The organism is Streptomyces sp. NPDC059906 (genome assembly GCF_042730645.1).
Lineage (GTDB): Bacteria > Actinomycetota > Actinomycetes > Streptomycetales > Streptomycetaceae > Streptomyces > Streptomyces rubrogriseus.
In genome coordinates, this window is sequence record NZ_JBHWKU010000005.1 from 332,700 (window position 1) to 345,225 (window position 12,526).

Annotated in this window: 12 protein-coding genes; 11 read left to right on the forward strand and 1 reads right to left on the reverse strand. The window is 72.1% G+C overall.

Going from position 1 to position 12,526, the window contains the following annotated elements; translation table 11 throughout:
* Positions 1 to 51 precede the first annotated feature (51 nt).
* The 7 genes from ACFV9J_RS11310 (at position 52) to ACFV9J_RS11340 (ending at position 7,148) form a co-directional block, all read left to right on the forward strand.
* On the forward strand, positions 52 to 183 hold the full coding sequence (locus tag ACFV9J_RS11310) for a hypothetical protein (RefSeq protein WP_385352823.1): 132 nt from the start codon (positions 52 to 54) through the stop codon (positions 181 to 183).
* A complete protein-coding gene (locus ACFV9J_RS11315; RefSeq protein ID WP_385352825.1) occupies positions 170 to 772 on the forward strand; it encodes an NADPH-dependent FMN reductase in 603 nt (200 codons plus the stop codon). The genes ACFV9J_RS11310 and ACFV9J_RS11315 overlap by 14 nt, the downstream gene beginning before the upstream one ends.
* A complete protein-coding gene (locus ACFV9J_RS11320) occupies positions 769 to 1,536 on the forward strand; it encodes an insulinase family protein (protein WP_385352827.1) in 768 nt (255 codons plus the stop codon). The genes ACFV9J_RS11315 and ACFV9J_RS11320 overlap by 4 nt, the downstream gene beginning before the upstream one ends.
* Positions 1,437 to 2,030: a hypothetical protein gene (locus ACFV9J_RS11325; protein WP_385352918.1), complete on the forward strand. Its 594-nt coding sequence runs from the start codon at positions 1,437 to 1,439 to the stop codon at positions 2,028 to 2,030. The genes ACFV9J_RS11320 and ACFV9J_RS11325 overlap by 100 nt, the downstream gene beginning before the upstream one ends.
* Positions 2,027 to 3,328, forward strand: a complete 1,302-nt coding sequence (locus tag ACFV9J_RS11330) for an MFS transporter (RefSeq protein ID WP_385352829.1) — start codon at positions 2,027 to 2,029, stop codon at positions 3,326 to 3,328. The genes ACFV9J_RS11325 and ACFV9J_RS11330 overlap by 4 nt, the downstream gene beginning before the upstream one ends.
* Before the next feature lie 32 nt (positions 3,329 to 3,360).
* Positions 3,361 to 3,804 (forward strand): hypothetical protein, encoded by a 444-nt coding sequence (locus ACFV9J_RS11335; protein WP_385352831.1) that lies wholly within the window; start codon positions 3,361 to 3,363, stop codon positions 3,802 to 3,804.
* A 212-nt stretch (positions 3,805 to 4,016) separates the two neighbouring features.
* Positions 4,017 to 7,148: a BTAD domain-containing putative transcriptional regulator gene (locus ACFV9J_RS11340; RefSeq protein ID WP_385352833.1), complete on the forward strand. Its 3,132-nt coding sequence runs from the start codon at positions 4,017 to 4,019 to the stop codon at positions 7,146 to 7,148.
* On the opposite strand, the gene ACFV9J_RS11345 is transcribed toward ACFV9J_RS11340, so the two are convergent.
* Entirely contained in the window at positions 7,149 to 7,307 is a 159-nt protein-coding gene (locus ACFV9J_RS11345) for a hypothetical protein (RefSeq protein ID WP_385352835.1), read from the reverse strand.
* 302 nt (positions 7,308 to 7,609) lie between these two features.
* Between ACFV9J_RS11345 and ACFV9J_RS11350 the strand changes: the two genes are divergently transcribed.
* The 4 genes from ACFV9J_RS11350 (at position 7,610) to ACFV9J_RS11365 (ending at position 12,516) form a co-directional block, all read left to right on the forward strand.
* Positions 7,610 to 8,887 (forward strand): aspartate kinase, encoded by a 1,278-nt coding sequence (locus ACFV9J_RS11350; RefSeq protein ID WP_061443392.1) that lies wholly within the window; start codon positions 7,610 to 7,612, stop codon positions 8,885 to 8,887.
* Entirely contained in the window at positions 8,887 to 9,975 is a 1,089-nt protein-coding gene (locus tag ACFV9J_RS11355) for an aspartate-semialdehyde dehydrogenase (protein WP_385352837.1), read from the forward strand. The genes ACFV9J_RS11350 and ACFV9J_RS11355 overlap by 1 nt, the downstream gene beginning before the upstream one ends.
* A 484-nt stretch (positions 9,976 to 10,459) precedes the next feature.
* Positions 10,460 to 11,032: a SigE family RNA polymerase sigma factor gene (locus tag ACFV9J_RS11360; RefSeq protein ID WP_030183825.1), complete on the forward strand. Its 573-nt coding sequence runs from the start codon at positions 10,460 to 10,462 to the stop codon at positions 11,030 to 11,032.
* A gap of 413 nt (positions 11,033 to 11,445) precedes the next feature.
* Positions 11,446 to 12,516: a hypothetical protein gene (locus ACFV9J_RS11365; protein ID WP_385352840.1), complete on the forward strand. Its 1,071-nt coding sequence runs from the start codon at positions 11,446 to 11,448 to the stop codon at positions 12,514 to 12,516.
* Positions 12,517 to 12,526 lie beyond the last annotated feature (10 nt).

Sequence of the window (12,526 nt, forward strand, 5' to 3'; positions counted from 1 at the left end):
GGGACCGAGCGGCACGAGCCCTCACCGGCCACGAGTACCTGCACGTCCGGTGTGTGGAACATCGGCTCGGGCGTCGTGCCGGGCGTGGCGTGGGCCAAGGCGCGCGAAGAGCTGGGCTACGAACCGCAGTACCGCGACTTCTTCTCGATTGTGGAAAGCGTTGTGAAGCATGACGACATATGACGGAACGGGCGCGGACACGGGTTACACCCTGGTCCTCTCGGGGAGCAACCGCGTCGCATCGCACAGCAGGGCCCTCGGCGACCACGTGGCCCGACAGCTGGAACAGGCCGGGGAACGCGCCGTGGTGGTCGACCTCGCGGAACAGCGTCTGCCCTTTCACGATCCCGCCGACCACCACGCTCTGGAGCAGTCCCCCGACGCGCGGGTCCGCGCCTTCACCAGGCTCGCCGCCGACGCGCACGCGTTGGTCTGGGTCACCCCCGTCTACCACGGCACCCTCAGCGGGGTGCTGAAGAACGCGCTCGACAACCTCAGCATCAAGCAACTGGCGGGCAAACCCGTCCTGCTCATGGCCAACGGCGGCGGTCGCTTCGGCGGCGCGGTCTTCGACCACATGCGCACGATGGCCGTCAACCTGCACGCGGTGGCCGTCACCTGCCAGGTCCTGGCGCTCGGCGAGGACTTCGCCCCCATACCCGACGGCGGCTACCAGCCCGTGGACGCTCAGCTGCTCTCGCGGATCGAGCGCGGTACCGGTGAACTGCTGTCGCTGACCGGCGCACTGGTCCGGGAACGGGTGCGGGTATGACACCGTTCACCGCGGCGCCCACCGGGCACCGCCGCACGGTGCACGCGCGGACCCCCGCCAGAACCCCCGTCCGGCTGCGGCCGGACCCGCGCGCCGCACTGACCGGGCTCGCCCTCGCCGTCCCCGCCGGACGAGGCGTCGACCCCGACGGCCGCACCGGCCTGGCACACATGGTGGAGCACCTGGTGCTCAAGGAACCGCGTCCCGGTGCGCGGCCGTTCCCGTTCGTGCTCAACGCGTTCACCACCCGCGACCTCACCGTCTACGAGACCGTGTGCGCCCCGGAGCAGTCGGTCGGCGCGGTCCAGCGCCTGCTGTGCGTCCTGAGCGCGAATCCGGGGGCCAGTCAGACCCTGCTGGACACCGAGCGGAGGATCGTCGACGTCGAGTCCGGCGGTGCGGGGGGTCCGCTGGACCGCGCCGACTCGGTCATGGGCGCGCACCGGGACCGCGACGCGATCACCCCGGCGGACCTCACCGCCTTCCACGCCGTTCACTACCGGCCCGAGCGAGCGGTACTGGCGGTCGCCGGTGCCGTGGAGTCCGACGCGCTCGTGGCCGCGTCCGGTCTGCGGCCGTGCGAGGGCCGTCCGTCCGGCGAACGCACCGCCCGGCGAGGCGCTCCCGTACGTACCGGGTACCGGACACCGGCCCGAACGGCTGGATCGCGACGGCTTGGCCCTCGGTTCCCCGGAGCGACCCCCGGCACCGGGTGGCAGCCCTGCTCGCCACCCTGCTCTCGGCGGGTGACGGCCCGCTGCTGACGCGGCTGCGGCACGTCAGGGGAGACACCTATCGGATGGAGGCGAGGACCGTCGCGCTGCTCACCACGGGCCGGCTGGTGGTGCAGGGCGCCGTGCGCGCCGAGGCCGCCGAGAGCTGCGTACGGGCCGTGCACCACGCCCTGGCGGAAGTCGCGCGGGCAGACGTGGACCCGCGTCTGGTGGACCTGTCCAGAAGACGCCTCCTCACCCGGATCGGCCATGCCGTCAGCACCGACCGAGGGCGCGCCGCCGACCTCGTCTCCGCGCACCTGCACGGGTTGCCGCGCGACCACCACCACGGCATCGAGGCCGGAATCCTCGGTGTCCCGGACGAGGCGCTGCACCGGTTCGCGCGCGAACTGGCCGAGGCCGGTGCGGCCGACGTCGTCATCGGGGGCGCCGGCCACCACCGGGCCCCCGGCCCACCCGCCTCGACGGCCGTACACGTCAGCACCGGAGCCGGCCGGTGCCCCACGCCCAGGAGTGCTGGATGACCTACCGCCAGGTGCTGCGCAATCGTCCCTTCACCCTGCTCGCCACGGCCTCCTTGATGTCCAGCCTGGGTGATGTCCTGGCAGGCATCGGATTCCTGTTCGCGGCGTACGCGGCGACCGGGTCCACGTCGCTCACGACCGGGGTGGCGGTGGCACAGGTACTGCCCTACCTCCTGTTCGGACTCGTGGGCGGTGCGCTGAGTGACGCCCTGCCGCGGATGCCTCTCATGGTCGGGGCCGACGTGGTCCGGGCGGCCGTCCAGCTGATCACCGCCGGCGCCTGTGCCGGAGGGATGGTTCCCTACCCGGTGCTGCTCGTCGTCGTGTTCGTCCTCCAACTGGGCGGCTGCCTGTTCAATCCGAGCTCCAGGGCCTGCGTCGTGGAGTTCGTCGGTCCCGAGAACCGTGTCGCGGCCAACTCCACGCTGTCCCTCATCAGCAGCCTCACGCTGATCGTGGGTCCGCTGCTAGCCACCGCGCTGCTCCGGGTCACGAGTGTCGCCGCGTTCATGGCGCTGGACGGCCTCAGCTACGTCCTCAGCGCCGTCCTCCTGGCGACGGCGGCCCGGTCGACGCGGGGCACGGCCGCCCATCCCGCCCCGGCGAAGGCGTCGGACGTGGTGGACGCCGTGCGGAACGTCCCCGCACGCATGCGGATGTTCTTCGGCGAGGTGCGGCGACGTCCCCAGCTGGGCGGGCTGCTCCTGTCCACGCTCGTGACGATCGTGTGCTCGACGTGGGCGTGGCGCGTAGGGTTCCTCTTCAAGACGAGCCCCGCACCGGACTCCGGCAAAGACACGTACATGCAGATGCTCACCCTCTTCTCCGCCACCGGGCTGGTGGTCGGTCTGCTCCTGCCCGTCCTGTTCTCCTCGTTCACCCTGTGGCACTACCGGGGAGCCGTCGGGTGCTGGGCCGCGGGCCTGACGGTGCTCGGCCTCACCGACGGCTACCTGCTCACCGCCGTGGGTGTCCTCCTGCTGGGCGTGGGCATCACCACGGCCGCGCAGGCCCGGATGTTCATGCTGCAGAGTTCGCTGCCGCCCCATGTCATGGGCCAGGGCTTCAGCGCGGCGGCCGTTCTCCTGTACGCGGGGGACGCCTTCAGCCTGACCGTTTTCGGAGGGCTGTCGGACAGCGTCTCGGCCACGACTCTGATGGCCGCCGCCGGAATCCTGATGGCCGCCTCCGTTCTCCTGCCACTTCTCCTGCACGTCTGCCGTTCCGGTGCGCGGCCCGCCCTCGCGGCGGACGACCGGGTAGCGGCGCCGACGGGCCGGAGCGAGGCGGGCGCATGAGCCCAAGGGCGCTTGTCATCGGGGGAACGGGCATGCTCGCCCCCGCTGTTCGGGTACTGGCCGACGAGGGCTACGAGGTGTTCCGGCCGAGTCGCCGTGGTGGTGGCACCGGTGTGTGGATCAAGGCCGACTGGACCGATCCGCCCGGCTTCGCGCGTACCGTGGCGCAGCGCGTCGGTGATCCGGTCGACCTGTTCGTCCTGTGGGCCCACCGCCCCCACCGAGCCGAGATCGCGCGGTTGCTGCGCCCGCTCGTCGGCACCTCCACGGTGGTGGTCGAAGTGGCCGGCTCGGCCCAGTACCGGGAGAGGGGCGAGGAGCGCGACATCGCGGGCTCCAGGCTCGTCGTCCTGGGGCGGGCCGCCGGGCCCCACGGCGAGCGCTGGCTGACGCACCCCGAGATCAGCGAGGGGGTGCTGAGGGCGCGGCACGCGCCGGTGGGCGCCGTGCGGTTCGTGGGCACCGTCCCCGAGTGACACGGTGCGACGGTGGATTCACTACGTGTGAGTGGCGACAAAATGTCATGCGCACATGTCGGAAGTATGGAGATCCTCCTGGCGGAATGCCACAGGATCTCACGGGCATAGCGCGCGTTCGGCTTGTTATGGGTACAAAGTCATCGTCTTGACTGGCCTGTTCCGTACGTGGCTACCTACCAAGATCAGCGTCTCTCCAGGTAGGAGCCAGCGTGGACCCACGGACAAGCACTTCCGCCGAGCCACGCGTTCGCTTCCTCGTTCTCGGCCCGCTCGAAGTCTGGTGCGGCGAGGACCGCCTGCAACTGAACCAGCCCTTGCAGCGGTGCGTCCTGGGCGTGCTGCTCCTGGAAGCCGGACGTGTCGTCCCCCTCGCGCGTCTGATCGAGGCCGCGTGGGGCTCGCAACCGCCGGCCACCGCACGGCATCAGGTGGTGAAACTCGTCTCCCATCTCCGCAAGCGACTGCCCGACCCGGAGACGCTCATCAGGGACGGCGCCGGGTACCGCATCGTGATCGAGGACGACCAGCTCGATCTGACCCGGTTCGGTGCGCGTCTGGCCCGGGCGCGGCAGGCTGCCGAGGGCGGCGCACCCGCCGCCGCGGCCGATGAACTGTACGCGGCGCTGAAGCTGTGGCGGGGCCCCGTCCTCGAGGGCTCGGGCGGCGCGGTCGTCGAATCCGCGGCCGCCGTGTTCGAGGAACGAAGACTCACCGCCGCGGAGCAGCTGGTCGATCTCAGGCTCGCGGCCGGGCAGGCGGTACAGGCCGTCGGTGACCTGCGGGCGCTGATCGCCGAGCACCCTCTGCGGGAGTCGTTGCGGGTCCAGCTCATGCGCGCCCTCTCGCACCGGGGGCGGCCGGCGGAGGCACTGGAGGAGTACGCACAGGCCCGGCACCTCCTCGCGGAAACGCTCGGCGTCGACCCCGGACCCGAACTGACCAGGACCTACGAGGAGATCCTCCGCGGCGCCGGCCCGGAGCACCGCCCGTCCGGCGGCGGCCTCGCCCACGCCCCCCAGCCGGTGCCCGCACGGGTCACGGCCGATCTCCCGGTCTGTGCGCTCCCCTACGACGTCCAGGACTTCACCGGCCGCGAGGCGGAGACGGAGGCGCTCCTGGCGGTGGCCGACAGGCCGGGGCCCACCATGCGCCTGTTCACCGTCGACGGCATGGGCGGAAGCGGCAAGACGGCGCTGGCCGTCCACGTCGCACACGCCCTGCGGGCGACGTACCCGCAGGCGCAGCTCTTCGTGGACCTGTGCGCCTACAACCCGGGCAGCGCCCCCCTGTCCCCGGGGGAGGCGCTGGGTGTGCTGCTGCGCTCCCTCGGTGTCCCCGGCGATCACATTCCGGAGGAGACCGCCGCGCGCAAGACGCTCTGGCGGACCGTGACGGAGAACATCAGGCTCCTGCTCGTCCTGGACAACGCGGTGGACGCCCGCCAGGTCGGCCCCCTGCTGCCCGTCTCGGCAGACGCGCTCGTCCTGGTCACGAGCCGGACCCGGATGGCGGACCTCGACGGCGGCGCCTCCCTCGCCGTGACCTGCATGCCCCGGCCGGACTGCCAGGCCCTGCTCGCCCGTTGCGTGGGCAGCCGGCGCATCGACGCGGAGCCGGAAGCGGTCGACGCGCTCATCGAGCTCTGCGGCCGACTGCCCTTCGCCCTGCGGATAGCCGCGTCGCGACTGCGTGCCCGGGCGCGCTGGCGGGTGCAGGACCTGGTGGACCGGCTGAGCGATGAACAGCACCGGCTCGACGAGCTGGAGAGCGGCGACCACAGCGTCAGCGCGAACATCGCGCTCTCCGTCAGGGCTCTGGCCCCCGAACACCAGCTGCTTCTCAGGCAGCTCGGCGCGCACCCGGGGACCGACTTCGGCGTCGGGTCGGTGGCGGCGCTCGCCGGGATCGCGCGTGCGCGGGCCGATCGCTCGCTGGACGTTCTCCTCGACGCCCACCTGCTGGACCAGCAGTCCGCCGACCGGTACTCCTTCCACAATCTCGTGCGCAGCTTCGTGCACCAGCTCGCCGCCGAGGAGCAGTTCGCGCCCGAGCGCGAGCGTGCCGTGCACCGCCTGATGGACGACTACGTGGTGACGTCCCGGGCGGCGACCGACATCCTCCAGCCCGGCCGCCGGGACATCCCCCTGGATCTGCCCGCCGACGCCGGGGCCCACCGGATGCCCGGCGACGAGACGCAGGCGCTGGCATGGTTCGACGCCGAGCGTGCCAACCTCGTCCAGTGCGTGCACGTGGCCCGGCGGACGGGGCTCGACCGCCACGCGGTGCTGCTCGCCCGGGATCTGGGCAACTTCCTCCAGCAGCGGGGATTCCTCGGCGATCTGCTGGAGGTGGACACCCTCGCCGTCGAGGCGGCCCGGCGAGTGGGAGACAGGTCGTTGGAGCGCAGTGCCCTCATCTCCCTGTCCGCCCCGTGCTGGCACACGGGCCAGCACCGCCGGGCGCTCCACGTGCTGGAGCAGGCACTGGCCATGGCCGTGGCGGACGACGACCCCGCCGACGAGGCCCTGATCCTTTCGAGGATGGGCTCGCAGCTGAGCAACCTCGGCGACTTCACCGCGGGGCTGAGGCACAAGATGTGGGCGCTGCGGCTGCACGATCGGCTGCGCGACCCGCGTGGTGCCTGCTGGGCGTTGATCGGAATGAGCTCGGCGCTGGTGCGCCTGGGGCACTACGAAACCGCCGGGGGCTGTGCCACCAAGGCGCTGTCACTCGCCGGAACCCTCGGGGACGCCGACGCGGAGATCATGGCCAGGGTCAACCTGGCCAACGCCTGCAACGGCCGAGACGGACACGACGACGCACTTCGGCACCTGGAGGAGGCGCTCGGCGTCGCGGGGCGAACGGGCGCGATGGACGGCCTGGCGGTGGTGCACGCACGCCTGGCCGACACCTGTGCCCTGGCCGACGACCTCGACGGTGCGTTCATCCACGGAAGCCAGGCCCTGGAACTGGCGAGGGCGATCCGCCGGCCGGCGCTCACGGCGACGGCGCAGAACCTGCTCGGCGCCGCGCATCACCGGCTGGGCGACGCCGAGGCCGCGCTCTCCCGGTACGGCAGCGCGCTGGAAGCGGCACAAGAGGCCGAATCACGGTACGAGCAGGCTCGCGCACTGGCGGGCACGGGCAACGCGTTTCGTCTGCAGGGGCGTATCGAGGAGGCGTTCGCGCGTTGGGACGCCGCGCTCACCTCCTTCGCCGCGATGCGCGTGCCGGAAGCGGCCGTCGTGGCCGAGACCCTCGCCACCGCCCGCCGGTCCGGGCCGCCCCGGGCGCCGGAAGAACACCTGGCCCGGACACCGGCGTCGCACGGGGGCGGGTGATCAGCCGCCGACCTTGTCGTCCTGCGGCGTCACGATCGCCGACGCCCGCACGGCGTGCTCCTGCGAGGTGTCCGTCGCGGCGTGAGCGGCCACGAGGGCCCCGGTGGTCAGCAGCAGCCCGGCGAGGGCGAGTCCTCGACGAGAGAGAAAAGTGCGCAAGGTGATCCCCGTTCTTCCCGAATGGTCCGCAGGCGGTGCCGCCTGCGGGGGAAACCCTCCGACGGCGCGCTCCTCCTGCGGTCCCACCTCGGTACCACCGCGCGCCCGTGGGACTTGTGAACGTGTGACACAGGGCACTTTTCCGAGTGACCCGGGCCGGGATGGGCATGAGCCAGCCTGAGCGAGTACCCGGGTCTCACCATGCGATACCGCAGGGGCGAAACCCGGACGCTCGGTAAAATGAGCCGACCGCAGTACATATACGTACGTGCGGAAAGAGACGGATTGAGCGAGGAGCGCACGTGGGCCTTGTCGTGCAGAAGTACGGAGGCTCCTCCGTAGCCGATGCCGAGGGCATCAAGCGCGTCGCCAAGCGGATCGTGGAAGCGAAGAAGAACGGCAACCAGGTGGTCGCCGTCGTTTCCGCGATGGGCGACACGACGGACGAGCTGATCGATCTCGCCGAGCAGGTTTCCCCGATCCCTGCCGGGCGTGAACTCGACATGCTGCTGACCGCCGGGGAGCGTATCTCCATGGCGCTGCTGGCCATGGCGATCAAAAACCTGGGGCACGAGGCCCAGTCGTTCACCGGCAGCCAGGCCGGAGTCATCACCGACTCGGTCCACAACAAGGCCCGGATCATCGACGTCACACCGGGTCGCATCCGCACCTCGGTCGACGAGGGCAACGTGGCCATCGTGGCCGGCTTCCAGGGCGTCAGCCAGGACAGCAAGGACATCACCACGCTGGGCCGCGGCGGGTCCGACACCACGGCCGTCGCCCTCGCCGCCGCGCTCGACGCGGACGTCTGCGAGATCTACACCGACGTCGACGGCGTGTTCACCGCCGACCCGCGCGTGGTGCCGAAGGCGAAGAAGATCGACTGGATCTCCTTCGAGGACATGCTGGAGCTCGCTGCCTCCGGCTCCAAGGTGCTGCTCCACCGTTGCGTGGAGTACGCCCGCCGGTACAACATTCCGATTCACGTGCGGTCCAGCTTCAGCGGACTGCAGGGCACGTGGGTCAGCAGCGAGCCGATCAAGCAAGGGGAAAAGCACGTGGAGCAGGCCCTCATCTCCGGAGTCGCGCACGACACCTCCGAGGCCAAGGTCACGGTCGTCGGGGTGCCCGACAAGCCGGGCGAGGCGGCCGCGATCTTCCGCGCCATCGCCGACGCCCAGGTCAACATCGACATGGTCGTGCAGAACGTGTCCGCCGCCTCCACGGGCCTGACGGACATCTCCTTCACGCTGCCGAAGACCGAGGGCCGCAAGGCCATCGACGCGCTGGAGAAGAACCGGCCGGGCATCGGCTTCGACTCGCTGCGCTACGACGACCAGATCGGCAAGATCTCCCTGGTCGGCGCGGGCATGAAGAGCAACCCGGGCGTCACCGCCGACTTCTTCACCGCGCTCTCCGACGCCGGGGTGAACATCGAGCTGATCTCGACCTCCGAGATCCGCATCTCGGTCGTCACCCGCAAGGACGACGTGAACGAGGCCGTGCGCGCCGTGCACACCGCCTTCGGGCTCGACTCCGACCGCGACGAGGCCGTGGTCTACGGGGGCACCGGGCGCTGATGTCCGCCAGGCAAGACACCGGCCGGGACGGCGGCCGTACAAGTCGGCCCACGCTCGCCGTCGTGGGCGCGACCGGTGCCGTCGGCTCGGTCATGCTCCAGATCCTGTCCCAGCACGCGGACGTCTGGGGCGACATCCGCCTGATCGCCTCCCCGCGCTCGGCCGGCCGCAAGCTGGCCGTGCGCGGGGAGGAGGTCGAGGTCGTCGCGCTGAGTGAAGAGGCCTTCGACGGGGTCGACGTCGCCATGTTCGACGTGCCCGACGAGGTCTCCGCGCGGTGGGCGCCGATCGCCGCCGCCAAGGGCGTGGTGGTGGTCGACAACTCCGGCGCCTTCCGGATGGACCCGGACGTGCCGCTGGTCGTGCCCGAGGTCAATCCGCACGCGGTGCGGATGCGGCCGCGCGGCATCGTCGCCAACCCGAACTGCACGACGCTGTCCATGATCGTGGCGCTGGGCGCGCTGCACGCCGAGTTCGGGCTGCGCGAGCTGGTCGTCTCCTCGTACCAGGCGGTCAGCGGGGCCGGGCGGGACGGCGTGGACACGCTGCGCCGGCAGCTGTCGCTGGTGGCCGGCACCGAGCTGGGGACGCACCCCGGTGACGTGCGGCGGGCCGTCGGCGACGACACCGGGCCGTTCCCGGAGCCGGTCGCGCTGAACGTCGTACCGTGGGCCGGATCGCTGCGGGAGGACGGCTGGTCCTCGGAGGAGATGAAGGTGCGGGACGAGTCCCGCAAGATCCTCGGGCTGCCGAACCTCCCGGTCGCGGTGACGTGCGTACGGGTGCCGGTCGTCACCACGCACTCCCTGACCGTGCACGCCCGCTTCGAGGGCGAGGTCAGTGTCCAGGGGGCCCGGGAGATCCTGGCCACCGCTCCCGGCGTCGTCCTGTTCGACAACCCGGCCGCGGGGGAGTTCCCGACGCCCGCCGACGCGGTCGGCACCGACCCGACCTGGGTCGGCCGGGTGCGCCGGGCCCTGGACGACCCGACCGCCCTCGAACTCTTCGTCTGCGGGGACAATCTGCGCAAGGGCGCCGCGCTCAACACCGCGCAGATCGCGGAGCTGGTGGCGGCCGAGTTCGGCTGAACCGGGATCAGAGAGGCGAAAAGGCCCGGCGGCCGTGGGTTTCGTTTGTAGGATCCATGGACGAGATGTGATCCGAAAGTTGGTCCGGACTACTTGTACCGGGCACCCGCGCCGTCAGAGGATTTCCTCCCCGCCCTCCGCAACCGTGCGAGCGGCGGGGAGCGTCTTTGCGGTCACCCATTCGTGGCGCGGGGCGTGGTTCGGCGCGGGGACGCCGAGGACGGGCGTGGGGACGCCCGTTCACATGGAACACAGGGGAAGAGCGGACGATGAGGGCCTATGACGCACCGTCAGCCGGGTGGCCGCCCGGGCGGCTGCCCGACGGACCCGGGAACGTGACGCCCGGCACGTACAACCCTCACGGGGGTGGACGTGTCCAACTGGCGTGGCAGAGGTTCTCGATTTCACCGCAGGCACGCGGGGCGCGGCTCTGCGCCCTCCCGTCCGGTCCGTCCGTCCCCGTGTGGCCGGTCCGGCCGGTGGCATGCCGGTGATCGCGCCGATGCCCGCAGCGCGGCCGGCCCGCATATCGAACCAGCGCGACGGCGCCGAGGACGTGGCGGCGGGTACCACCGTCGACCACCTCACCGAGACCTACCGGGCGCACTACCGCTCGCTGCTCGGTCTCGCCGCCCTCCTCCTCGACGACACGGCCTCCTGCGAGGACGTCGTCCAGGAGGCCTTCATCCGGGTGCACTCGGCGCGCAAACGCGTCCGCGACCCGGAGAAGACCCTGGCGTACCTGCGGCAGACCGTCGTCAACCTCTCGCGCTCGGCACTGCGCCGCCGCATCCTCGGCCTCAAGCTCCTGTCCAAGCCCATGCCGGACATGGCGAGTGCGGAGGAGGGGGCGTACGACCAGCTGGAGCGCGACTCCCTGATCAAGGCGATGAAGGGCCTCCAGCGCCGGCAGCGCGAGGTGCTGGTCCTGCGCTACTTCGCCGACATGACGGAAGCCCAGGTCGCCGAGACGCTCGGCATATCCCTGGGCTCGGTCAAGGCCTACGGGTCGCGCGGGATCGCGGCGCTCAGGGTGGCCATGGAGGCGCCGGCATGAGCGACGGCAACGACGCGCGACGGGACACCCGCGACGGGCGTGACCTGGGGTCGGGTGCTCGTGATGGGCGTGACTCGGGGTCGGGTGCTCGTGACGGGCGTGACTCGGGGTCGGGTGCTCGTGATGGGCGTGACCTGGGGTCGGGTGCTCGTGAGGGGCGTGACTCGGGGTCGGGTGCTCGTGAGGGGCGTGACCTGGGGTCGGGTGCTCGTGAGGGGCGTGACTCGGGGTCGGGTGCTCGTGACGGGCGTGACCTGGGGGCGGATGCCCGTGACGGGCACGACCCGGGGGCGGATGCTCGTGACGGGCATGACGCAGGACCGGACGCCCGGGACGGGCATGACGCGCCCGCCGGACCGGCCGGGCGGGAACAGCAGAAGCACACGCACGACACGCACGCTGGGAACGGAACTGTGAACCACGGCCCCGCCGCGCAGGGCCCCGACGCTCCAGGGGCCGACGGGCCGGCCGCCGACGAGGCCGCCCTGCGCGCGATGATGCAACGAGCGGTCCGGGAGATGGAGCCGAGCGACGGCACCCTGGAGCACCTGCGGCGCGCGGTGCCCGCCCGGCGGGCCCGCAAGCGCCAGGCCCTCGTCGGCGCGGCGGCCGCCGCCCTCTTCCTCGGTACGGCGGTCCCGGCCCTCGTACACGTCTCCAACGCCACCGGCGCGGGCGCCGACCCGTCCGTCGCGGGCAACGCCTCACAGGCCCAGGGCGGCGCCTCCCAGGGCAAGGACCCGGCCGGCGGCCAGAGCGGCGTCGCCGGCTCCGGGGACACGCCCGAGGACCCGGACAAGGCCGACCCCAAGGAGACGCCCGGCGGCAAGGAGCCCGGCGCCGCGACGGGCGCGCCCCCCTCGGGCGTCCCCAGCGCCAGCAGCCCCGCCGACGTCCCCGCCTGCGCGCCGGGGTCGCTCGGCCCGGCCGTCGCGAGCAGCGCCGAGCCCGACTCCACGGGCGTGGTCTACGGCTCCTTCCGCGTCACCAACGTCTCCCCGGGCGGCTGTACCGTCACCGGCCCCGGCACCGTGGTCACCGCTTCGCTGGGCGCCGCGGAGGCCACCAGGATCGGCACCGCACGGCACGCCGCCGGGGACGCCGCGGCCGGACTGCCCGACCCGTCGCTGGAGACCGCCTCGCTGGCCCTGGCACCGGGCGCCGCGTACGAGGTGCAGTTCGCCTGGGTGCCCTCGGAGACCTGTCCCACCACCGGCGGCACCCCGGGAGGCGGCAGCGGCGGGCCCTCGCCAGATCCCTCGCCCACCGCGGACACGACCGCCGCGGGCGGCACCTCCGCGGGCGGCGGCGAGGCCGGGCCCACGACCCAGCTGATCACCGAGGACGGCCCGGCCGAGGGCAGCGTGTCGGTGACGTACACGCCGGAGGGCGGTTCCGGATCGGCGACGGCCACGGTGTCCAACGCGTGTGCGGGGACCGTCTACTGGACCGGCCTGCTGGCGGACTCGGGCTCGGGGGCGTAGCCCGCAGGTC

Bases quoted from the DNA above. Each gene is read 5' to 3' on its own strand.
- ACFV9J_RS11315 (WP_385352825.1), top strand. From the start codon at position 170: ATGACGACATATGACGGAACGGGCGCGGACACGGGTTACACCCTGGTC.
- ACFV9J_RS11320 (WP_385352827.1), top strand. From the start codon at position 769: ATGACACCGTTCACCGCGGCGCCCACCGGGCACCGCCGCACGGTGCAC.
- ACFV9J_RS11330 (WP_385352829.1), top strand. From the start codon at position 2,027: ATGACCTACCGCCAGGTGCTGCGCAATCGTCCCTTCACCCTGCTCGCC.
- ACFV9J_RS11335 (WP_385352831.1), top strand. From the start codon at position 3,361: ATGCTCGCCCCCGCTGTTCGGGTACTGGCCGACGAGGGCTACGAGGTG.
- ACFV9J_RS11355 (WP_385352837.1), top strand. From the start codon at position 8,887: ATGTCCGCCAGGCAAGACACCGGCCGGGACGGCGGCCGTACAAGTCGG.
- ACFV9J_RS11360 (WP_030183825.1), top strand. From the start codon at position 10,460: ATGCCGGTGATCGCGCCGATGCCCGCAGCGCGGCCGGCCCGCATATCG.